A 26,200-nucleotide genomic window follows, 5' to 3' on the forward strand; every position below is an offset into this window, starting at 1 on the left:
TTGAGCTTTTTTATGATGATAGTAACCTGTTACGAATTGTATCAAAGGAAGGCAGGTTGCTTGTGAAAACTCCAGTTAACCCACTTTTGCAATGGCTTAACATGTTTTTTAGTCGCCGTTCATTATCCGGAGCTGATGGAAGGGCGTTATATGCTTACCGTTGTACTGATACAGAGTACGAAAGTTTGGCAGAACTACTGCGTACTTATGCCCCCCGGAGTTATCCCAGAACGATATTCATTTCCTATAGCGATGTTCTATTTAGCATATATGCTGCAGAATTTATCCGCCGGACTCATACGGTCGGACACCCTAAATGGGACACAATTTTAGATTCTATTGACTGGAAAGTTCCGTATGTTCATCGACAGAAGCTGGTTAATGATGGCATTCGCTACTGGAAAAGAAAGATAAGAAACCTGGGGCAAGCTTCGGGTTATCTGCATACACTGGCTTGTGAAGGTGGTTTACCTATCCGCATGATTGAAAATGAGAGCGGTTATTTGATTACCTATTTCAGAAGGATATATCAGGCGCTTCGTGGGCAATCATCTCGATATCCTGCCGCTAAAATTGCACAAGAATTAGGCGATACAATCCCTGTCACAATGCAAAACGAACTGGTCTATGAAATAGCCGGTGAATTCTGCGAGACTCTCTGTCGATTACTTAGTGAGCATCCTCCTCAAAGCAGTGATCCCGTTTCTGCATTACGTCAGCTCTCTCCAGACTGGCATCTTCAACTTCCGCTCGTTCTCCCCGAAGCGAATGCTGCAGAGATTGTAAGGCGATTGCTTTCTCAATCTTCTGAAATACGCAGTGCAAGTAGTCTTCAGGTTGAAAGAATCTGGGTCGATGTTGATGACAGTTGGTATTGCGATGCCCGGTTCCGATTCCCGGCCACAATGCGTACAGAACAGTTAACCTCTTTGTTTGAATGCAATATTCAGCCGGAGCAGACCCGACTCATCATTTCAGGAAAATGGAAAAATGGTGGGGCAAGGTTGGCAATGCTAAGCCGTTATGAGCAGCAAGATTGGCGAGTCGAGTTATTACCTATTGCGATGCAAAAACTCTCTGGTGCAGATGCAATGGCCGAAATCTCATTGTCGCTTCATGAAGGTCCAATTCTGTTAGGCCACACAATTCCAAAAGGCGGTTATGAACTTACTGAAGAACTTCCCTGGGTTTTTGAAGCGATGAATGAGAGTGAATCGCAGCTAAAACTTGTTGGTATGGGGTCTGTGAGTTCCAGGCTAAATGCTCTGTTTATTTCGCTACCGAAAAATAGCCATTTAGATATTAGTGGAGAAGGTGAGTTTGATATTCCAAGGTTGCTGAAAAACAGTGAACGCAGCTTAACTAAAATAAGTGGAGTATTTAGCGTTGTTTTACATGATGGTGCAGTTTGTACAATTCGCACCCAGCAACTTTATGATTCTGCGATTGAATATTATATTAAATCGACAGAAGTTGAACTGGTTAAATCGGATTATCCTGTCCATCGAGCCTGGCCGAAGATCGGTTGGAAAAAGGATCTGCAATATGGCATTGTACCGGAGAAAGAACTTTTTTGGCGTTCCATTCGTTCAGGTAACAATGCCTGGTATTCTGTCGCATCAGAAATGCCAAAAGGACAGATAGAAGTCAGACGAATAGTTAATGATGAGGTTTTATTTAGTGGTAAAGTTGTAGTTTTACCAGCAGACTTCGATATTAATATTATACCTGAGAGTGCTCAGCAAGGCATCATTATGCTTTCTGGTATAACGGATACTAGAATTGATAAATATTCAAACAATGAAAAAGTAACACTCAAGTCCGATTATTCACAAAACGAGTGTGCTATTTATTATAATTCATCGCAGATGCTGGAAAATACCGTTGATTTACGGGTCTCCTGGAAAGATGGTTCTAATCTTAAACTATTATTACCTAAGCCGGTTAGCGGTGGCCGATTTGTAACTAATGATGGTTCTGTTCATTTTGATGGTGTGGCATCTATAGCACATTTGCATGGAATAGATGCTGAGTTATTAACCATATCATGTGCTGGAAGAGGATATCTTAATATCGAGTTATTGGATGAAAATCCAGTAGCTGAAAAATTCCGTTATTTACATGCCGACCTTCCTCTTTTATCAGGATGCAATGACAAATTACAACAAATTTCACTTTATGAGAACTATAATTTGCTAAATGCTATGCTGGCATGTGCATGGAACAGCAATAGTACATTATGTGTTGATTTTTACTCTGACAGATTTGGAAAGGATAAAGCAACACTCAATATTAAACGCTACGATGGTAGTTTTATTGAACACGATCAAGGGTTACTGGTTGATATAAAAAATTCTGTTGTTTTTCCTGCAAATAGAATAGACGAACTGGTTGTTGATGCTATTTCTCTTAAGAATCCTGGCTTACACATATCATTGTTAAAAAAAGATGAGTTTGCTTATGATCTTTCAGCTCTGAATGTTCAGGATAGTCCATGGTTAATTGTGGGAAAACTTGATGGTACAGCTCGCATTGCACCAGTAATTAAATGGATGCTACCTGTATTGCAGACAAATGATTTATTACTAAATGCTCTATGCGAAGCAGACCCAGAACAGCGCAAAAAAAATTTTAATGAGCTAATTTTTGAAATAGATAACAACCCATTGCAAAATTATTGCTGTTTATTAACAGAGTATATTAAGAAATACAAAATGAATAATGGCTTATTCTTGCTGGATCTGGACTTGTTCAGAGGTATTTCGAGTAATTACCGCGTGGTTGTTCAATTGTTAATATCATCATGTCTTTCTGGTGATAGCGATACGATTTATGATATACAGGAAGAATTACCCTTTTCATGGGGATGGATTCCCGTTTCAATCTGGAAAGATGTTTTTCAAAAGTGTTGGACTTATCTGGAAAAACAGATTAACGATAAAAAATTAGCATTACATATATTGCAACCCTTTATTACTTTTATGAACCATCGTGCACATATCGATCGTCGGCTGGCTCCCATTGCTAATATTTTACTTACATATAGTGAGGGCCTACCAATCGGTTGTGATGTATTGCCAACTATTAGTCGTGAGCAGTTTAATGAAGCTAAACAGATGCTATTAAGGAACCCCGACAGCTTTGGGCGTATCAGTATCTTCCCTAAAGAACTTTGGGCTAGTGCTATAACGCCAGAGTTAAAATCTGTTTTTAATAAGCTTTGGATTGAAGATAAATATCACTCACGGCTTGAAAAACGTTTTAATTTGATGTTAGTCGCAGCGCTGTTAACCCAAAAAGATAATAACCTGATACATCAACTGTCTGCGCTTTTTGAATTCCACTATCAGCAAGCCCCGCAGCAATTGGGGGTAATCTATCAATATTATTTTGAACAAGCAGGAGTATGTCATTGATGGACGTTCAGCAACTGCATTATGCGCCACTTCTAAATCAGCTTCATCAGCGTGCGGTGAGGTCGGTGGTAAGTCAGTTGGCATTGCGGAGCAAGTCGTTGACTCATTATCTGGAATCACAATATTTTCAGCCTCCCGGTCAGGAGGGGTCACTGCTTGCAGACCCGGTATTCGAAAGTACATTCGGCTGGATGCCTGCGGATGAAACAATGGAGGATTTGCGGGACAAGCTGATCTCCAGCCCGCTGGTTGATGCATTGAGCAAAGCGCCAGTGCCATTTCGTCATCAACTTACTGCGTGGCGAACGATTCTGGAAGACAAAAAATCCTTGTTAGTGAGCAGCGGTACGGGATCCGGGAAAACAGAATGCTTTATGGTACCGGTTCTGGAAGATCTTATTCGTCAGCAAAAATCGACCCGCCAGTCACTAACAGGGACACAAGCTATTTTCTTGTATCCGTTAAATGCATTAATTAACAGTCAGCAGGAGCGGCTTCGCGAATGGACGCGCGGATTTAAGGGGAAAATACGCTTCGCGCTATATAATGGCGAAACCCGGCATACCAAATACGAAGTTCAGGAAGATCAGTTGAAAGTACCTGAACAAGCTTTGAGTCGGGAAGCCATTTACGAAGCACCACCTTCCATCATGGTGACGAATACCACCATGCTGGAATATATGCTGATTCGTCGTAAAGATGCCCCAATCATCGAAAAGTCTCAGGGGATGTTAAAGTATATCGTCCTGGATGAAGCCCATAGTTATATTGGTTCTCAGGCTGCTGAGTTAGCGCTGCTTTTACGTCGTGTTATGCAGGCTTTCAATGTTGGACCCGGCACAGATAAACCTGTGCAGATTATCGCGACCTCTGCCACTATTGGTGAAGACTCTCCTGAAGGTAATAAGGAGCTTGCTAAATTTGTCGCTGATCTCGCGGGCGTTACAGAACGTGATGTCGAAGTGGTTCGCGGCTATCGACAAATACCGCGGGTATCGGAGTCGCTGATTCGTCATGAATACCCCACATATTTAACGTCTCTTAAATCTCTGAGCCCTCAGGATCTTTACCAACAGCTTTGTCAGTACCGTGTGGCCCAGCAATTGCGTCAGGCGTTAACTCATCCAGGACGGCAGGCAGTACGTTTGAGTGAGTTGCTCAATGTTGCCAGAAGAACCTGGCCAGATATTAATCACCGTGAGCTACTGCAACTCCTCGATCTAATGGCAAGATCGCGAGAAGGTGAACTGGCTTTTACGCCATTACGTATGCATGGGTTTATCAGAACACTGGCGGGTCTATGGGCATGTTCAAACAAACAATGCTCACATAAAGCGCATGAATTAAATCAGAGTGACTGGCCATTTGGTCAGGTATGGTTTGAGCAGCGCCAATATTGTGACTGTGGTGCGCCGGTATTTGAAGTTTTACGTTGCTCCGGGTGTGGTTCAGCTTATTTGTCTGCCAAAGAGGAGATGCGCGGTGATGGAACGAACTGGTTGGTAGCGCAACCAGCCGCTGCCGAAGTGGATGAATTTGCTCTTGATGTAGATGTTTATTCTGAAGATGAAGACAACGACGAATTAGACAATAACTCTCAATTTGATCGTCTGATTGCGAGCGATGGTGAAAAATATATCATTTCACTGGAAGAAACGACGGCGGGGAAAATTGATAGTGAAGCGCAAAAGCACTATGAAATAAACCTGTTAAGACCGGAATCTCGAGGTGAGGGACGCAATAATTCCTTTGCTTGTGTTTGCTGCGGTGACACTCAACGGAAAAACAATCCTTTATTCCGTCCGCTTCGACTTGGCGCACCCTTTTTTTTAAATGAAATTATTCCTACTCTGTTGGAGTTTTCACCATTACCGCAAACAAGAGAAGAGCAGTTAGGACCGTTTAATGGTCGACGCTTGCTCACCTTTACGGATTCGCGTCAGGGTACCGCTCGCATTTCAGCCCGCTTACAGCAGGATGCCGATAAAGCGACGTTGCGAGCTCTTTGTTACCAGGAGCTGGCAAATATTACAGAGCCTTCAGCAAAACTCAGCCCGGCACACTGTGCATTGTTAGAGAGTTTTATTAGCCAGTTTTCTATCCTTCCTTTAAAAAATTCCATCGACGCGCTGAAAAAAGCGATGGCTGCGAATGAGGAGCTTAACCCGGCGGACATTCAGGCACTTAAAATTATTGAGCCGATGGTGAGTTCCTTAAGCCCGGAGCATGCTGAAGCGATGCAAATACTTCAGGCTAACTCTGGCAATCAGCAGAAGAAAACCATGTCATGGCAAACGCTGTCTGAACAGCTGGTTGGCAGTGTGGACCTTGCCGATAGAATGAGAGGCAGTTTTAAAGAATTGTCTGGGCTTGATCTTACTAAACAACAGTTTGCAGATTTTTGTTTATACAGCGAGTTTGGTCGCCGCCCTAAAAATGCCTGGACCCTCGAAAGTCTGGGTCTGGTAGCTATTCACTATCCATTCATTGATAAAGTTACAACCTGCCCGCAGGACTGGAAGACATTATTACCCGATCCCGATAAGCAATTAGCGGAATGGCGTAATTTATTGAAGATTACTCTTGATTTCTTTATCCGTGAAAACAGTGCCGTTTTTTACGAAAACGAGCAATACCCTCGCTGGATGGGGGCACGTTTCCCGGTAAAAATGCTCCAGGGGCCAGATAAAAAAAACAAAGGGCAGAAACGTGATCAACTTTGGCCACAAATACGCGATCGCCATTATAACCGGGTCATTAAGCTATTAATCGCAGTCTTTCCGGCAATACAACCTGAGCAGGCTCACTGGAAATCGTTAGTTAACCACTTAATGATTGAGGTCTGGGATGCAATTCGACCTTGCTTACGTCAGTTTGAGTCGGGCTATCAGCTGGATATTAAACAACAGGCTGAATTTTACAGTCCAAAGCAAGTGTGGCGTTGCCCCTATACTCGACGTGCGTTAGACGTCACGTTGCTGGGATACTCTCCGTATTTGCCGGGTAGCAAAGAAATTGCACCTGAAAAAGCAGTGTTGATTGAAATGCCTGAGCTTCCTGTTCGTCACTGGCGTTTGTCTGGTGGTGGAGAAATCGCCCGAGAAGAACGTCTGGAGTGGCTGGAAAGTAATGCGCTGATTCAACATGCCCGCGAGGAAGGATTATGGTCTACTCGCAGCGACCGACTGGCCCTGAAAGATAGCTGGTATCGTCTGGAGGAACACTCTGCGCAGAGAACGCCTGAGCAGAACCAGTTTAATGAAAAACAATTTAAGTCAGGCAAAGTTAATGTGCTGAACTGTTCCACGACCATGGAGATGGGGGTGGATATTGGTGGTATGAGTTTGGTGGCAATGAACAACGTTCCTCCAGCTCCGGCAAATTATTTGCAGCGTGCAGGTCGCGCGGGGCGTCGTGGAGAGAGTGCATCTGCTGCCATTACGTTATGTAAAAACACGGCGCATGGAATGGAGGTATTCAAAGACCCCCTCTGGGCGTTCAACACTACTGCCAGTGCGCCACGGGTTCGTTTTGGGAGCAGTAGTATTGTTCAACGACATGTTAATGCCCTGGTTTTAGGTCTGTTTTTACGAGCTGAAGTTCCTGATGCGACAAAACTGAGTTGCAAATGGTTCTTTGAAGGTGATGAGAGCCAGTGTCTTCGTTTTCTCCATTGGTTAAATCACCAGGCCGATGAGCTGGCGGATAAACTTAAACGCCTTACTCAGGGAACCGTCCTGATGTCATTGACGGCAACCCAGCTCTTGACCCGCACACAAGCAATGATGCAGCAGGTTGATATCCGCTGGAGAAGCCAACTTGCGATACTGTTGGAAAATATCGAAGCGTTGAAGGCGGATAACAGCGCGTGGGAAGAAACACCAGCAGGTAAAGCCATCGCTTATCAGCTTCGTGATTATCGCGGTGCATATCTGTTTTCTAAACTCATTAGTGAAGCGTTCCTGCCGGGGCATGGTTTCCCGGTTGGCGTAGTCAATTTCAATTATCTGACGGCAGATGAGCTGGAAAAACGTCGCGCAATAAAAGCCACTCAGGCTGACCCTAATGAAGGGGGAGAAAGCTTTTCTCGTCGTATTGAAAAATTGCCCAGCCGTGATTTGCCTACAGCATTACGCGAGTATGCGCCTGGTGCAGATGTGGTATTGGGCGGAAAAGTATATCGTTCCTCGGGCATTATGCTTGGCAAGGTGCTTGCCAGCGGGCAGGAGCTGTCAGGCGATCATCATATTCCGTGGTTCTGGCATTGTCGTAAATGTGGTGCGGGGGCAACCAGTACTACCCGTCCTGTCGAATGTAGTCACTGCAAAGCGGATATACAGCAACTCGATGTGAAGCGTTATTTACAGCCTGTTGGTTTTGCGACAGATATCCGTTATCAGGCACATAATGATGTATCCATGCCTGCACAACTTCCCTGGAAAGATCCACGTGTTCTTGTACCGTCTTCGGTGTGGGTTTCTTTACCCGATGCTGTGCTCGGACGTTACCGTTTTAGCCATAGTGGGGAATTGTTCCACTTCAGTGAAGGGGAATTTGGGCACGGCTACGCAATTTGCCTCTCATGTGGTCGGGCGGAATCTCAAACTCAACCCCAGCGTACCCCTGAAAATCTAAAGAACCCAGAGAGGGAAAATACGCATTACCTGTTGCGAGGGGGCAGTAACGATCGTCAGGGGAGCAATAAATTGTGCCACGGTCATGTGCATAAAGATCTGTGGTTGGGGTATAGCAGTCGTACAGATATGGTTGAGCTGCAACTCAATGATGATAATGGCCTGTTGATCCGTGATGAGGTTGCTGCGCGATCCCTTGCGGTCGCTTTGCGTGAAGGGTTAGCGCATAAATTGGGTATCGAAAATACTGAGCTGGGCGTGACGACGCAGCAAGCGCGCGATATCAATGGCTATACCGGATATTCCATCTTCATTTACGACAATAATGCGGGTGGTGCAGGTTATGCAGTGCAATTGATCGACCATTGGGCTGATGTCTTTAATTACGCCAGAAAATTGCTCGATTGCAGTTGCGATAAATTCTGTCACCACTGCTTGCTCAGCTATGACAGTCAGCATTATGTCAACAGATTAGATCGTCACCATGCATTAACCCTGCTTACCAATGTACGGTTGCAGCGACTTAACCTCGCGCCAGAATATCAGTACTTCGGCGATGGTAGCCGGGTTGAAACTAACCCTCTGAGTTTACGTATTGCGCAATGCCTGAACAGCGAGATTTATGACTCCTGCTCGCTGGTTCTTGCGGGGCCGCAGGAACAGTGGGACTTTGCCCAATGGCCATTATTGAAAGAGTTGCTCCAGTTTGCTTCCTCCGGTGGGCATGTTGAGTTGCTGGTGGCCACGCCGTTGGCAAACTTAACTGATAGCTCCAGACATCAGCTTTCCGCGTTGGCGGCGATGCCGGGAGGGCGCTTACAAGTGAAATCCATTGCCACTGCGCAACTCATGCAAGGAAAGGGGCGCTGGCTTGCACAGGTGACTCGCGAAGGGCAAAGCCAACAGTGGGCCGCAGACGACAGCGCTACCGTTGCACCTGGTGAATTATGGGGACAAAGTGCGTCCTCACCAGTAGTGACACTTAAAGGAACGTCCGGAAAAACCTTCTCGGGTCAGACCTTAAGTGCAGAAGATTTACTGCCCGCCTTACCCACCGGGGCGGTGCGCATCAATCTCTGCGAACAACTGGACGGGCCGCTGGAAGGTTTTGGTTCGCGTTTCTGGTCGTTAGTCACGCAACAGCACGCTGGCTGGAAGCAGGCATTTACCCGCCACAAAGAGATAACACATGTTGAGTATAGCGATCGTTATCTTAATAGCCCATTCACGGCGCGTTTGTTAGGTGAAATCTTAACCGAGCTGGTTGAACAGGGAATGGCGGAATGCGCCAGCCTCACTGTTTGCGTCAAAAAATTGGATTACAACTCTCGCCAACACGACGCTCTCTATAACGCGTGGCTTAATGAGGAAGATCGTCAGCAGGTTGTGACCACTTTACTTGAAGAAGGATATCTGGGGCCTGCGTGGCCGGGAGCAATTAGCTGGTTAACGGGGGATAACCAGAGTACGGAGCATGGACGAGAACTGACAGTCACCTTCAGCGATGGCAGTCAGCATTATGTCCTGCTTGACATGGGGCTTAGCTACTGGCGCTGTACTGAAGATACCTTCTTTGATTTTGCCCTGCGAGTACAGCAGCAAGTTGAACGACTGGCAAACACGCGAGCGCGAGCTGTTGCTCCGGGTAATGACCTTAGGAGTTATATTATCGCTGGATAAATAATTGCTCCCCTGGGGATATCCTCCAGGGGAGTTGACCCAGCTCACTTTTTAATAATTTTTGTTTGAAAATCATGCGCAATTTATGCGCATTCCCTCCCATTTTGTCACTTTGCCGGGGGCCTTCATGATATCTTTAAGGCCCTCTTTTTTATCGCAGTGTGCCGCGCCACATTTTTCAGGATGACGTTACCGCCACTGCCCCAAATAGACAGAAAAACCGATGAATAAGCAAAATTATGCACCTGGTATGCGGGTGGTTATTCGTGATGCCGAATGGCGTATTCGCCGGGCGGATGACAGTGGTGATGGTGGGTATTTGCTGACCTGCGATGGTATTTCAGAGCTGGTGCGCGGTAAAGAAGGGTTATTTCTGACCAAACTGGAACAAAAAGTAGAGATCCTGGATCCCGCAAAAACGCATTTGGTGGAAGATGAATCCGCCAATTATCAGGCGGCGCAGTTGTATATCGAAAGTCAGTTACGCCAACGCGTACCGACAGACAGTAAAGTCCATTTTGGTCATCTGGCGGCGATGGATTCCATGCCGTTTCAGCTCGATCCTACGCGGATGGCGCTGGCACAGCCGCGCCAGCGGATACTCATTGCCGACGCTGTCGGTCTGGGTAAAACGCTGGAAGCAGGTATTCTGGTTTCGGAGCTGATCCGTCGTGGGCGCGGAAAACGTATTCTGGTTCTGGCGGTTAAATCGATGCTGACACAATTCCAGAAGGAGTTCTGGAGCCGTTTTGCGATCCCATTGACCCGCCTGGATTCTGCTGGTTTACAAAAGGTGCGTAACCGCATCCCAACCAACCACAACCCTTTCCACTATTTTGACAAGACCATTATCTCCATCGATACGCTGAAACAAGACATTGAATATCGTCACCATCTGGAAAATGCCTGGTGGGATATTATTGTCATTGATGAGGCCCATAACGTCGCAGAACGTGGAACCAGTTCGTTACGCAGTAAACTGGCAAAACTGCTCGCCGGGCGCAGCGATACGCTGATTATGCTTTCAGCAACGCCCCATGATGGTAAAGCTGAAAGTTTTGCCAGCCTGATGAACATGCTTGACCCGACGGCGATCGCCAACCCGAAAGAGTATGAATACGCCGACTTTGCCGATAAAAATCTGGTTGTCCGTCGCTTCAAAAAAGACGTGAAAGATCAGATGTCCGGCGAGTTCCCCGAGCGCAATATCGTTAAACTGACTCGCCTGGCATCCGGTGCCGAAGAAGAAGCATACCGTCGCCTGGTTGAGAGTCAGTTCCGTGATGATGACGATGAACAAGCCCAGTCTAACAAAGGTCGTCTGTTCAAGATAACCCTCGAAAAAGCGCTATTTTCCAGCCCGATGGCGTGTGCCAGCGTAGTGGCTAATCGTCTGAAGCGTCTTGAGAGCCGTAAAGATCATAATAGTCAGAGCCAGATCAACGAACTGGAGTCATTGCTGTTGGCGCTGAATAACATTGATGCCAGCCAGTTCAGCAAATACCAGTTGCTGCTCGACACCATCCGTAAAGACCTCGCCTGGAAAGCCAATAACACGGAAGATCGCCTGGTGATCTTCACTGAAAGCATTAAAACGCTGGAGTTCCTCGAACAGCAACTGCGAGCGGATCTGAAATTGAAAGATGACCAGATCGCCACGCTGCGCGGCGATCAGGGCGATACGGTGTTGATGGAAACCGTAGAAGCCTTTGGTAAAACGCAGTCGCCGTTGCGTCTTCTGGTTTGTTCGGATGTGGCATCTGAAGGGATCAACCTGCATCACCTTAGCCACAAAATGATTCACTTTGATATTCCGTGGTCGTTGATGGTATTCCAGCAACGTAACGGGCGTATTGACCGCTATGGGCAAAAACATCAGCCCCAAATCCGCTATCTGCTTACCGAGGCCAGCGAACCGCAGATCAATGGCGATATGCGCGTACTGGAAGTGTTGATCAACAAAGACGAACAGGCGCAGAAGAACATTGGGGACAGTTCGGAGTTTACCGGCAAATTTACCCAGGAAGAGGAAGAAGAGCAGGTTGCAGAGTTCATGATGCAGGATGATGGTGCCAGCCTGTTTGATCAACTGCTGAACAGCAACGTCTCGGAAAGCGCCGAACACGATCTGTTTGGCGAAATATGCAGTGCGGTTTCCAGCGATGCCTCAATGGTCACCGAAACAGACACCAGCTTGTTTGCCAGCGAACAGGCGTACTGTGAAAGAGCATTGGGTTACCTGAAAGCCAGTGGTCAAACTATCCAGTATGAAACCTTGCCTGATAATACCTTGTCGCTGGTGGCACCGGAGGAGTTACGCCGCCGCTTCAATCAGCTACCGCCTGAAATCGCCCCGGAGAACTGGCAGCTCTATTTAAGTCAGGATAAAGCCGTCATCACCGATGCGATTGCGCGCGCTCGCGGTGAGCAACATGCCTGGCCCGATGTGCAGTATCTCTGGCAAATCAACCCGGTAGTGCAGTGGCTGGACGATAAAATCTCTTCGGCTTTTGGTCGTCATCAGGCTCCGGTTATCCGGCTGCCATACCTGCTTGAACCCGATGAAGATCACTTCATTCTTTCCGGGTTATTCCCGAACCGTAAATCACATCCGATGGTGAACCCGTGGATAGTGGTGAGCTTTAACCGTGAATCGCTAATCGGTAGTCAGCCATTTGCTGAGTTTTTACAACGTCATCCGCAGTTGAGTAACAAGCTGACTAACAGCGGCGGTAAAGATCGTAATCACCAACGCCAGCAGGATTTACTGGAAGCGGCTATTGCTCATGCCCGGGAGGTATTCATCCATGATCGGAATGCGTTTGAAACGCACATTAACCAGCAACTGAATGAGCATCTGCAAAAGCTGGACGTTTTGCGTGGGCGTCAGTTGAGCCAACTTGAGCTGGATTTTGCCGATAACAAACAGCAATTGTCAGTCAAGCAGAGCCGTAAAGAGCAGAGACAACGCGAAATCGAACACAATTTTGACAGCTATATCGAATGGATTGAGGACACCATGACGACTGAAAAAGAACCCTACATTCAGGTAATTGCTGTTATCACCGGAGCGGAGGGTTAATCATGGCGCTGGTCGGTATTAATAACGAAAACGAATTTTACTCTAACCATTATTTGGGTGAGGTTTTCACCAGTGATATCCGCGATGTGCTGGAACCCTGGATAGCCCAGGAAAATGCAGCGCGTGAAGCGGAGCGTGCCGCTCGTGAACAGGGCAAAGACGTGGAGCCGGGATACCGCGCTCCGTGGAACCAGTTTAACAGTCTGGCGACTGAGTTTTTCCGCAAACTTGCCGAGCACGAAAAACAGCGTCAGATCCCGCAGCGTCTGGCCGATCAACGTAATCGCTGGCAGCCATTGCTAAAGGCGCTGGGCTACGAAATTACGCCGCAGATCCAAATGCTGGATGACGATACACCACTGCCGGTACTGGCGCGTTACAACAGCACTGACGGTAGCCCGTGGCTGTGGATTGTTGAAGCACACGATCAGGAAGAAGGAACGCTGGATCCGCTGGCGCTCTCTTTACTGACCGCGCAATTCCCGGCGGATACCGACAAACATAAGCGCGACAGCCTGCGCAAAAAAGCCAACGGTGAATATCGCAGCTGGCAGGATCTGCTCTCTACGGCGGTCTTCACCCAGAATGAACCGCCGCGTTTTGTGCTGTTGCTCGGTAACCGTCAGCTATTGCTGCTGGACCGTACTAAGTGGGCGCAAAACCGTCTGCTGCGTTTTGATTTTGAAGAGATTTTAAGTCGTCGTGAAACGGATACGCTGAAAGCGACGGCGGTGTTGCTACATAAAGATTCGCTGCTGCCGGGTAGCGGGGCACCTTATCTTGACTCGCTGGATGATAAGTCGCACAAACATGCGTTTGGTGTTTCGGAAGATCTGAAATATGCCCTGCGCGAAAGCATTGAGTTGCTGGGCAACGAAGCGATGCATTATCTGATCGACCGTGGCCTGGCAAACTATACCGGTAACCGTGCGGTGGACCCGGATGAACTGAGCCGCGAATGTCTGCGTTACATGTACCGCCTGCTGTTCCTGTTCTACATTGAAGCGCGCCCGGAGCTGGGTTATGCGCCAATGACCGCCAAAACCTATCTGCAAGGTTACAGCCTGGAAACGTTGCGCGATCTGGAGATGATCCCGCTGACCAGCGAAGAAGATCGCAACGGGCGCTACTTCCACGACAGCCTGAATATGCTGTTTAAACTGGTGCGCGAAGGCTACAACGGCGGCGTGAAAATGCAGAGTGACCTGGAGAGCGGCGACCGGATCACCATCCATAGTCATCAGTTCAGCGTCCCGCGTCTGGAAAGTCATCTGTTTGATGCCAACAACACGCGCATTCTTAACCGCGTGGTATTCCGTAACGAAACCCTGCAACAGATTATCCAGGCGATGTCGTTAAGCCGCCCGGCCAAAGGGCGCTTTAACCGCCGCGGACGTATTTCTTATCGCCAGTTGGGTATCAACCAGTTGGGTGCGGTGTATGAGGCGCTGCTCTCCTATCGCGGATTCTTCGCCAGCGAAGATCTCTACGAGGTGAAGAAAGCCGGGGAAGAGTTTAACGAGCTGGAGACGGGTTACTTCGTCAGTAAGGATGAGATTGGCAAATACCACGAAGACGAGAAGGTCTACGAGAAAGACGGCAGTCTGCGCATTCACCGCAAAGGCAGCTTTATCTACCGTATGGCCGGGCGCGACCGTGAGAAATCTGCCTCTTATTACACCCCGGAAGTGCTGACCCGCTCACTGGTTAAATATGCCCTGAAAGAACTGTTTAAGGAGCAGATTGATCCCATTAGCGATCCGCACGCCAAAGCCGATGCCATCTTAAACCTCACCGTGTGCGAACCGGCGATGGGCAGCGCGGCGTTCCTTAACGAAGCCATCAACCAGCTGGCGGAAGCGTATCTGTTCCACAAGCAGCAGGCGGAAGGTCGCCGTATTCCGCAGGATCGTTACACCCAGGAGCTACAGCGGGTGAAAATGTACATTGCCGACAACAACGTTTTCGGCGTGGACTTAAACCCGGTGGCGGTGGAACTGGCGGAAGTGTCGCTGTGGCTGAACGCCATCAGTGGCGATGCCTTTGTACCGTGGTTTGGTTACCAGCTGCACTGCGGTAACTCGCTGGTGGGCGCGCGCCGTCAGGTGTTCAACAAGAGCGAACTGACCTACAAAAAAGCCAAAGATCCGAGCTGGCTTAACAGCGAGCCGGTCGAACTGGCGATGAACACGCCGCGTGAAGAGACGCAGATTTTCCACTTCCTGCTGCCCGACGGCGGTATGGCTAACTACAGCGATAAAACTGTTAAGCAGCGTTATCCGGATGACTTCAAAGCCCTGGACAGCTGGCGCAAAGAGTTTATTAAAAGCTTTGCCGGGCATGAGATTGCTGATGTGCAGCGTATCAGCGAAAAGGTGGAAGCTCTGTGGAACACTTATCGCCAGCAACTTAAAGCAGAACGTCTGAAAACCGCCGACAGCTACCCGGTGTGGCCGGCAGAAAACAGCGAGCAGACGCGTTCTTCGCTGAGCAGTAAAGATGAAACCTTTAGCGGTCGTCTTGAAGATAACAGCGCCTACCAGAAGCTGCGTTGGGTAATGGACTACTGGTGCGCGCTGTGGTTCTGGCCGATCGACAAAGCCGATGAGCTACCGGATCGCGGCACCTGGTTGTTTGAGATTGAAACCCTGCTCGACGGGATTGTAATCACGGAAAAAGTCACTGAAGTTGCGGAGCACACCACCGGCGATCTGTTTGCCGAAGAAGGCCTGCTGCGAGAAGAGTCTTCGCTGTTTTCCGTTGCTGGTCGTCTGAAAACCGAGGTGTTGTTCCGTCATTTGCCGCGTCTGGCGATTGTCGATGCCCTGAGAAAGCAGCACCGTTTCTTCCACTGGGATCTGGAGTTCTGCGACCTGTTTGCCGAGCGCGGCGGTTTTGACCTGATGCTCGGAAACCCGCCGTGGCTGAAAGTGGAATGGCAGGAAGCGGGCGTGCTGGGTGATTACGAGCCGGAATTTGTGCTGCGTAAGCTGAGCGCCTCGAAGCTGGCAACGTTGCGTGTTGATACCTTTAACCAGATCCCGGCACTGGAAGCGGCCTGGCGCAGCGAGTATGAAGGCTGTGAAGGGATGCAAAACTTCCTGAATGCGCAGCAGAACTACCCGGTACTGCGCGGGGTGCAGACCAACTTGTATAAATGCTTCCTGCCGCAGGCCTGGCGCTTAGGGGCAGAGAAAGGCGTGGCAGGGTTCCTGCACCCGGAAGGGATTTATGACGATCCAAAAGGTGGGCAGCTGCGTGCGGCAGTGTATCCGAGACTGAGGGCGCATTTTCAGTTTCAGAATCAGCATATGCTTTTCCCAATTGGTCACAGGGTTAAATTCAGCATTAATATTTATACGGCTTCACCGAATCAATCTGTCGGCTTTATCAATATTGCAAACCTTTTCTCAGCCAAAACGATCGAGCTTTGTCTTGCGCATGATGGTTCCGGTGAAGTTGGCGGCATTAAAGATGACGAAACAGGTTCCTGGAATGAAGCGGGGCATCAAAGCCGTATTTTGACCGTTGGAATGGAACGGCTTGCACTATTTGCCACTCTTTATGATGAAGAGGGAACGCCGGCTCTTGAAGCTCGACTCCCAGCGCTTCATGCTGAACCTCTTGTTTCTGTACTTGAAAAATTCGCTAAGCAACCTAAACGGCTGGGGGACATGCAGGGGGAATATTTCTCCACCGTCATGTTTGATGAAACATATGCTCAAGCTGACGGAACAACTAAACGGCATACCCAATTCCCGGAAGACGCATCTCAATGGATTTTGTCTGGTCCGCACTTCTATGTCGGAACACCGCTTTATAAAACGCCGAGAGAAATTTGCACAGAGAAAGGACATTATGACTGCCTGGACTTGCTAACTCTGCCCGACGACTATCTGCCGCGCACTAACTATATTCCGGCATGTGATGCACAGGAGTATGCAAAGCGCACCCCACGGGTTTCGTGGAAAGAACAGGATGAAGACGAGCCGAGGAAGGTGACGGATTATTATCGTTTTGTTGCCCGAAAAATGATAAACCAGTCAGGAGAAAGAACTTTAATTCCATCGCTTCTGCCACCTACGGTAGGACACATAGATGGTTGTTTCTCTGCGGTTTTCAGGAATACCCATCGTCTAATATCATTTACAACAGCATCACTATCCATTGCATATGATTTTTGGGTTAAGAGTACTGGCAAATCAAACTTTAGAGAGGAATTACTAAAGCTTATGCCAATGGTCTGCGAAGGTGAGACGAAATTAGCTACACGTGGTTTGGTATTGATGGGGATTGGTACTGTTTACTCCGAGCTATGGCAATCCTGCTACACCCCAGACTTCAACACCCAGCGTTGGAGCCGCGATCTCCCGCAGCTCTCCCAGGATTTCTTCGCCAATCTGACCCCAGAGTGGCAGCGTAACTGTGCCTTACGCTCCGACTACAGTCGTCGTCAGGCGCTGGTGGAAATCGACGTACTGGTGGCGCAGGCGCTGGGGTTAACCCTCGAAGAACTGCTTACCATTTATCGCGTTCAGTTCCCAGTGATGCGTCAGTACGAAGCGGACACCTGGTACGACCAAAACGGCCGCATCATCTTTACCCCAAGCAAAGGGTTGGTGGGCGTTGGCTTGCCTCGTACCGCGCGTAAAGCTGACCTGAAAAACGGCTTTGTCTTTAACGTCGACAGCCCGGAGTGGACCGGCGGTGACTGCACCGATCAAGCCATCGGTTGGGATGATGTCAAACATTTGCAAACCGGTACCGTCAGCGTCACCTTTGATGACTATACCCGCAGCGACGAAGGCGAGCGCCGTACCGTCACCTGGCAGGCTCCGTTTATCAAGCCAGATCGCGAAGACGACTACAAAGTGGCCTGGGCGTTCTTTGCACAAGATAAGGAGAGCGCCTGATGCTGCCATCCGTTGTCAGTCGGCAGGTCGCCGACAGCGTTGCCGCCTTTTTACGGGCGGCGTTCCCGTTAAACAGCCCGCTGTTTAACGGTGAGAATAACGATAATGTCTCAATGCTGGAGCAATTTCTGGCCCAGCCCGAAACGCTGCTGAAAGGACCATACCTTTCCGCCCAGTTGCCGTTTCGTAAAAGTGACTTACCGCTGAATTTCTTCCCTAATCTGACGCTGCCGTTCCCGCCGCACGCGCATCAGGCCCGGGCATTTCAGCGTCTGGGAAGCGACGCGCCACAGCCGACGCTGGTCGCAACCGGTACCGGCTCCGGTAAAACAGAATGTTTTATGTTCCCGCTGCTCAACCACTGCGCGGGCGCGTCACAAGCCGGGGTTAAAGCGATTATCATCTACCCGATGAACGCCCTGGCAACCGATCAGGCCAGCCGTTTCGCCAAAACCATCGCCAGCGATCCACAACTGCATGGCAAGGTGACCGTCGGCCTGTTTGTCGGCGACAGCGAAATCGAACCCAGCAAAAAAATGTCGGCAGAAAAGGTCATTACCTGCAAGCACACGCTGCGCGAAAGCCCGCCGGACATCCTGTTGACCAACTACAAAATGCTCGACTACCTGCTGATGCGCCCTGGCGATCAGCCGCTCTGGCGTTACAACCAGCCCGGTTCATTGCGCTACCTGGTCGTGGATGAATTGCATACGTTTGATGGCGCGCAAGGGTCGGATCTGGCCTGTCTGGTGCGACGTCTGAAGCATCACATAGGTGTAGATAACCAACGATTCGCCTGCGTCGGGACATCAGCTACCGTCGGCGACGAACTGGGGCAACTGCTCGATTACGCAAAAACAATCTTTGACCAGCCGTTTACCGATGACGCCGTTATTCGCGAAGATCGCTACACGGCAGCGGAGTACTTGCAGGATTACGCCATTGCGTACAGTCAGTATCCGGGGCCGGAGGTCGCTTCGGCCCTGGACCCGCAGAGTTACGCCACCCCGGTGGCGTATCTTAACGGGCAAATCCCTTTGTGGTTCCCCGACAGCGACTTGCAACTCCCGGACGATCTGGAGAGCGACGACGGGCGTGAAAAGCGTATTGCGCTGGGGTCACTGTTACGCCGCCACAGCGTGATGCATGTCTTACTCCATGATCTGCAAGGCGGGATCCTCTCTGAACGAGAGTGTCTGGAAAATCTCCAGGTCATGCTGGCAGAAAGCGCCGACCATGCCCGACGCGTGCTGCAAAGCATTCTGGCACTGATCGCGCAGGCACGTCTCGAAGTACCGGAAACGGAACACGATCGGCAAAAACGTCTCCAGGCGAAGAAAGCGCGTCCGGTGCTGCCGTTTGTGCAACTGCGCTCCCAGTTGTGGCTTCGTGAGATGCGTCGTCTGGTCGCCAGCGTGGCGAAAACGCCCCGACTGGTGTTTGCCGATGATGTGGCGGTGGAAGATCGCGAACACTATTTGCCGGTTATCCACTGCCGTGACTGCCACGCAACTGGCTGGGCCAGCCTGCGTCATGGGCAAAGCGTTCAGTTGGAAACAGACCTCGACGGCATTTATCGCCAGTTCTTTGAAAAAGGACGCTCCATCGTCCTTGCTTTCCCGGATAACAACGAAAAAGCGGTCAGTGGCGCACACCAGAAACTGTGTCCTACCTGTCTGAAACTGAACCGACAGTCCAGCGCCCAGTGTGGACATTGCGGTCATACGGAACTGTTGCAGGTACTGATCCCGGATATGCTCAAAGAGCGTAAGGACGAGCTGGAGTTTGCTAATGAATGCCCGTACTGCAACAGCAAACAGGGGATTTCGATCCTGGGGTCACGGGCTGCCAGTCTGTCGGCGGTGATGATTCACCAGCTTTATGGCAGCCAGTTCAACGAACATAAAAAGCTGATTACGTTTTCTGACTCGGTACAAGACGCCGCGCATCGTGCCAGCTTCTTTACTGCCCGAACCTGGCCGCTGATGATTCGTGGGCAAATCGCCAGGGTTCTTGGCGAAAAAGAGACATTACCGCTGGATGCGTTCGCGGCGCGTGTTTGCCAACAAACGCGTGAACGTTCACCGGACGATGCTCATTTTGCAGCGAACTTCATCGCACCAAATATGCAGTGGCTGAATGATTATCAGACGCTGAAAAATGAAGGCAAACTGGCGGAGAACTCCGATCTGCCGGAGCTGGTTTCCCTGCGCCTCGACTGGGAGGTGTACAGCGAATTTACCCTGCGCGCGCGTATCGGACGTACGCTGGAAGCCACCGGTTATGCCGTTGCCGGAGTGGATAAAGAACGCTTTAATCCGGCAATTACCGCCCTGCATCAACAGCTTTGTGAAGAGCTGGGTGATGAGATGTCCGGTGTGAGCGTCGAGCAGGTAGCGCACCTGGCGCTGGGGGTTATCTGGTATCAACGCCAGGCCGGGGCCGTTATGCATCCGGCGTTCGAAAGTTATCGCCGTGATGGCACGACCTTTATGATGACGCAAAAAGAGCGTACCTCGCGCTATATGCCTTCTATCGGTCCGAAAACGCGTAAACCGGCTTATGCGTCGTTTGAAAAAATTAATGGTTTCCATCGCCTGATTGGCGCGAAGTATAACCCCAGTTGGTATCAGCATTGGATCAATCGCACGCTGAGTAACGGCAATAATCTGTTTATCAGTAGCGTTGCGGAAACAGTGTTACGACGCCTGTTTACGGCGTTGAAAATAGCCGGAGTAGTAAAAGATTTTGACACCAAAGGGCGTGAAGCCTGGGGACTGGTGCCTTCGGCGCTGGTGGTGAGCCGTGACGTCGTTCAGCTTAATTGCTCATGTTGCCGTGAGGTTGTCCGGGCTCCGGCCGATCAAGGCTGGCAGTGGCGTAATGCGCCTTGTCTCTCTTTACGTTGTGAAGGTCGTTACCAGGAAGTGGACAATACGGCGACCTGGCGTTGGGAGAACATGGACATCGCGCGCGTGCAGGGCGCAGAACACACGGGGCTGCTTAGCCGTGAAGATCGCGAAGCCACCGAAAAATCGTTCTACCGGGGCAACCAACCGTGGAATATCAACCTGTTGTCGGCAACACCGACGCTGGAGATGGGTATTGACGTTGGGGATCTTTCCACCGTTTTACTCTGTTCTGTCCCTCCTGCTCAGGCCAACTACTTGCAGCGTATTGGTCGCGCCGGTCGTAAAGATGGTAACGCGTTAAACATTACCGTGGCAGAAGGGAACCCGCACGATCAGTTTTTCTTTGAAGAACCACTGGAGATGATGCAGGGCCAAGTGCAGGCTCCTGGCGTCTTCCTCAATGCAACGGCTATTCTCGAACGCCAGCTGGCGGCTTTTTGTATGGATAACTGGGTGAAAACCGGTGTACCAGAATCCGCTATCTGTAAAAACGTCAAACAGATGCTGGATGAGCTGGAGTTCGGGCGTAAATCGGGTTTTCCGTATAACTTACTGCGATATATCGAACAGCATCATGCGGAGATTGCTGCACAATTTACGGCGATCTTCCCCGATCTTGCCGCAGAAACTCGCCAACAGCTGTTGTCTTATCTTCAGGGCGCGCCAGGACAACGCTCTCTGGTGCAGCGTATCGAAGAGGCGTTAAAACTGCTGGTGGAAGATCGCAAATCTCTGCGTTCACGCATCGATAAACTCAAGCGCAGTATCGATAAGCTGGAGAACGCACCGCGCGATCAAAACTTTGACAGCGATATGCGCGAGCTGACTTCGGAACGGCAGGCGCTGATGGCGCTGGTCAATCAAATCAACAATAAGCAAACGCTGAATTTCCTTACGGATGAAGGTCTGCTGCCTAACTACGCCTTCCCGGAAGCCGGTATTACGTTACGTTCTGTGCTCTGGCGGCGTAAAGAAGGCGGAGAAGCACGTGAATATCAAAACACCACTTTCGAATATGAACGTCCGGCATCAACGGCGCTGGCTGAGCTGGCTCCGCTGAATAATTTCTATGCTGGTGGGCATAAAGTTGAAATTGAGCAGATAGACCTGAAGGTCTCTGAGCCGGAGAACTGGCGTATCTGTAGCCACTGTAACTACAGCGAAAATATCGACCAGACGGGCGACCAGCATAAATATTGCCCGAAATGTGGCACACCGGGGTGGGCCGACGCCGGACAAAAAACCACGCTGCTGAAACTTCGCCAGGTTTATGCCCGCGCCAGCGCACGTGATAGCCAGATCAGCGACGAGAGCGACAGCCGTGAACCTGCTTTCTTCCAGCGTCAGCTATTGGTTAGTTTCGAAAAAGAAGATGTATCGGCGGCATACGCGATTGAGGAAGGCGAAGTTCCGTTTGGTTTTGAATTTTTAAGCAAAGTCACCCTGCGGGATATCAACTTCGGCAAAATGGCGGATGATGCCAATGAGTTGATGATTGCCGGAGAAGCGAAGAAGCGAACCGGGTTTAAAGTTTGCCTCGGGTGCGGCATGGTGCAGCGTCCTCGCGATCATGAACCACGTCATGATTTGAGCTGCAAATATCGCACGGAACCGGAAAAGGCGAAGTTCGAAGATTATCTCTATCTCTATCGCCAGCTGGAGTCAGAAGCGTTGCGTATTCTGCTCCCGGTAAGCAGTTACAGTAATGACCGTGTCGTGGAGGCTTCTCTTGGGGCGGCGATCCAGCTCGGCCTTAAACATTACTTCAAGGGGAATGTCGATCACCTGAAAGGCGTTGTGTACCGCGAGCCGGAAAATGAAGGCGAATCCTGGCGGCAGTATCTGGTGATTTACGATACCGTCCCGGGGGGAACTGGTTCTCTTAAAGAGCTGATGCGCACTCCCGACAATTTGCTGAAATTACTTGAACTGGCCTATCAGGCAATAGTGGAATGCAGTTGCAACAATGATACGCATAAAGATGGTTGTTATCGTTGCGTTTACGCTTACCGTGACCGTGGGCGCATGAAGTATGTCTCCCGCGATCAGGCGCGTCTCTTGCTGGCGAAAATTTTGCAGGCAAGAGATTCGATACGGGTAATTGATTCCATCAAAAACATTTCCCTCGAAGCCATGATGGGCAGTGAGCTGGAAAAACGGTTTATTAGCTGCCTGCAAGAAAATAAAAACCTGATTGTCAGTCGCAGTTACGCGCATCAGGGCGCTGGGTGGATTATTAACACCCGCAGCGAACCGATGATGAGCTGGCATCTTAAAGCGCAGGTGGATTTAGGCGCTAAAGAGGCGGTGGGGATCCCTTGTCGCCCGGATTACGTGCTATATCCGCTTATGCAGTCTGATGCCATTAAACCTGTGGCTATTTTCCTTGATGGCTTTGCGTTCCACAAAAATAGCGTCGCAGAGGATGTGCAAAAACGCCAGGCGATTCGGGATAGCGGTAATTTCTGGGTGTGGACAGTCACGTGGGCCGATCTCAAAGAGCCTGGGCTTAAACATGTCCAGGATGTCCTGGGACTTGGGCATAACCCGGATATGAAACAGCCTAAGTTTTATAACCTGTTTCACGATACCAACTTTGCGGCCCTTGAAGCGTCGTTCCGGGAACGCAACAGTTTTGCACTGCTGCTGGATTATTTCGCCGATCCGGGCGGAAGAACGCAGTTATGGCAGAGAATGGCTGCTGCACATGCCTGGGTGTGGTTGGATGTGAAGAAGTCACAGGACGCGGGAACGAAACAAAAGTATGCCTATGAAATGCAGGAAAACGCGCCAGCCTGGCGGCTAGCAGAGCTTTTGCCAGACGAACCGTTTGTCTTTGGTGGTTTACTCGATAGCTGTAACTCATCGCAGCAATTTATTGAGCTGGCTTCGGTGTTACCACAACAAGCCATTAAACCGACGACCAGCGTCGCACAAATGCGCAGCTGGCTGCGTTTGCATATCTGTTTTGACGATCGCTATACGCAGGATGACGGTTATGAAGCGGGACTCAATGGCTTCTGGCGACTGGTAAACCTGTTACAGTTCCTGCCGGATATGACCTTTACCAGCCGTAAAGCCGTGCATTTACCGCAGGAAAGCGTTGACACTAAAGTTTCGGCAACGCCAGAGGCAGTACCAGAGACTGATGAGAGTTGGGCTGAGATTATTGAGTTTGGCTTATTAAGCGCAGAAGAGATCGCGTTGCTTCAGTCTCATTCTCTCTCTGCGCCGACTCTCGGCTACGAATTGCAAAATGATGAGGGTGAAATTATTGCGGAAGCCGATCTCGCCTGGCCATCACAAAAATGGGCATTGATTATTGATAATCAAGAATTTATTCCATTATTCACAACCAGGGGTTGGCACGTTGCATTCGGGCCAATTGACGAAAATACATTGCAACATCTGTCCGGAGGTGACAAATGACGGTGCAAACGCCCAAGGTGGCACTTTCTGATGGTTTTCTGGGCGCATTCGCGCGGATCCCAAAAGCACAGCAAAAAAAGGTGCAGGAATTCATTTCAAAATTCCGTCAGGACCCGACCAGTAATGGACTTAACTATGAAAAGATCCACGATGCGCGCAGTAAAAATGTCCATTCGGTGCGAATCGATCAAACTTATCGCGGCATTGTTCTGAAACCTGAACAGGGTGCCCTGTATATGCTGATGTGGGTGGATAAACACGACGAAGCATACGACTGGGCGCGGCGGCATGATTGTTCGATTCACCCGGTTACCGGCGCGATTCAGGTCATTGATATTAGCTATATCAAACCGGCACCGGAAGCGGTGGTTGATAAACCGAAACTCTTCGCGGCTTACAGCGCGGAACAGATTCTGGCCCTGGGCGTGCCGCCTGTCTTTATTGATCAGGTGATGGCGCTTACCGATGAAGCCGGGCTTAATCAACTTGAAAGCATAATGCCAGCAGAAGCCTGGGAACCTCTGCACTGGCTGGCAGAAGGGCTGGATTACCAGGAAGTGCTGGAAGAGTTTAACGATCATCGTGATGAGCCTGTTGATACCAACGACTTTATGGAGGCGATTGAACGAAGTAAACGTCGCTTCCATGTCGTTGAAAATGAACAGGAGCTGTTGCAGATGCTTAATGCGCCTTTAGAAAAATGGCGTGTATTTCTGCATCCGAGCCAGCGAAAACTGGTGGAGTCGCCCGCTAATGGTCCGGTACGAGTACTGGGCGGTGCAGGTACAGGGAAAACGGTTGTTGCGATGCACCGTGCGCGGTGGTTATCTCAGCGTCTGGCAGATAAACCCGGTAAGAAGGTACTTTTCACGACCTTTACGCGTAACCTGGCGGCAGATATTCGCGCTAATCTCCAGCGGTTGTGTACGCGAGAAGAGATGGCGCGTATTGACGTCGTTAACATTGATGCCTGGATGAGCGACCAACTAAAACGCCACGGTTATGATTTCCGCGTGGTATACGACAGCGATGAAGGGCGACGCAAATGCTGGAACTATGCCTTGCAGCAGGCACCTGCCGAACTGGGGCTACCTGACAATTTCTATGCTGAAGAGTGGCAACGCGTTGTCCAGCCAAATGCGGTTTACACCCGGGAGGAATACCTCAAAGTCAGCCGGGTTGGACGTGGTACAGCGTTATCCCGTATTCAACGGGCGAAAATCTGGCCAGTCTTTGAAGAATTCAGAGCACAAATGGCGCGTGCCAAACTGCGCGAAATGGGCGATGCCATGCATGAGGCTATTGTTCTGTTTAAAGAAAAACAGGTTCAACTACCTTATAGCAGTATTGTGGTCGATGAAGCTCAAGATATCGGTGCCCCGGCATTTACTCTTATTCGCAGCCTGGTTCCCGAGTCGCCCAACGATCTGTTTATTGTCGGGGATGGGCATCAGCGTATTTATCGCAATAAGGTTGTTCTTGGTCAGTGTGGTATTAACGTCCGTGGTCGTCGCAGTAAAAAATTGAAGATTAACTATCGGACCACAGAAGAGACGCGTCAATTTGCTGTTGGGCTGTTAACTGGTGTGAAGGTTGATAACCTCGATGGCGAAGCGGATACCAGTAATGATTATTTGTCATTACTGCACGGGGAAAAGCCCATGATTACGCATGCGGCAGATTTCAAAGAAGAGGCTGCAACGCTCGTCAAGCAAATTCAGGCATTGCTGGCGAATCAGGTTCGTTCTCAGGATATCTGCATTACTGCGCGTACTAAACATGCTTGTGACCGCTACGCATCAGCACTGAATGACGCCGGAATTGAGACATTTAATTTAGGCAATGATAGCGGTGACAGCGATGCACGCCCTGGCGTGCGGGTTGCAACGATGCACCGTATTAAAGGGCTTGAGTTCCAGTATGTGTTCCTGGTGGGGATTAACGAAGGCGTTGTGCCGGAAATAAAAGCATTAGCATCCGATGATCCCGTTGAACAGCGTGATGCATTATTTAATGAGCGCGCGTTACTGCATGTGGCTGCAACCCGTGCCGTAAAAGGGCTGTTTGTTTCATCATCTGGTATCCCTAGCCCGCTATTAGTGGCTGACTGATAATATGTCCAAAACAGACCAGG

6 protein-coding genes are annotated in these 26,200 nt (G+C 49.7%); all 6 read left to right on the plus strand.

All coding sequences use genetic code 11. The features are described 5' to 3' along the window. The first annotated feature begins 56 nt into the window (after positions 1-56). The 6 genes from D9738_RS03390 (at position 57) to D9738_RS03415 (ending at position 26,177) form a co-directional block, all read left to right on the plus strand. Entirely contained in the window at positions 57-3,416 is a 3,360-nt protein-coding gene (locus D9738_RS03390) for an STY4851/ECs_5259 family protein (protein ID WP_130259550.1), read from the plus strand. Beyond that, on the plus strand, positions 3,416-9,730 hold the full coding sequence (locus D9738_RS03395; RefSeq protein ID WP_130259551.1) for a DEAD/DEAH box helicase: 6,315 nt from the start codon (positions 3,416-3,418) through the stop codon (positions 9,728-9,730). Before D9738_RS03390 ends, D9738_RS03395 begins: the two co-directional genes overlap by 1 nt. A gap of 223 nt (positions 9,731-9,953) precedes the next feature. Beyond that, on the plus strand, positions 9,954-12,812 hold the full coding sequence (locus D9738_RS03400; protein WP_130259552.1) for a DEAD/DEAH box helicase: 2,859 nt from the start codon (positions 9,954-9,956) through the stop codon (positions 12,810-12,812). Between the two features lie 2 nt (positions 12,813-12,814). Continuing rightward, positions 12,815-17,725 carry a class I SAM-dependent DNA methyltransferase gene (locus D9738_RS03405; RefSeq protein WP_130259553.1) on the plus strand — a complete coding sequence of 1,637 codons (4,911 nt, stop codon included), beginning with the start codon at positions 12,815-12,817 and terminating at the stop codon, positions 17,723-17,725. Then, entirely contained in the window at positions 17,725-24,066 is a 6,342-nt protein-coding gene (locus tag D9738_RS03410) for a DEAD/DEAH box helicase (protein ID WP_130259554.1), read from the plus strand. The genes D9738_RS03405 and D9738_RS03410 overlap by 1 nt, the downstream gene beginning before the upstream one ends. Next, complete coding sequence (locus D9738_RS03415) at positions 24,063-26,177, plus strand: ATP-dependent helicase (protein WP_061352235.1); 2,115 nt, start codon at positions 24,063-24,065, stop codon at positions 26,175-26,177. Before D9738_RS03410 ends, D9738_RS03415 begins: the two co-directional genes overlap by 4 nt. Positions 26,178-26,200 lie beyond the last annotated feature (23 nt).

The sequence above is a fragment of the Escherichia sp. E10V5 genome, assembly GCF_004212315.1.
In the GTDB taxonomy this organism is placed as follows: Bacteria; Pseudomonadota; Gammaproteobacteria; order Enterobacterales; family Enterobacteriaceae; genus Escherichia.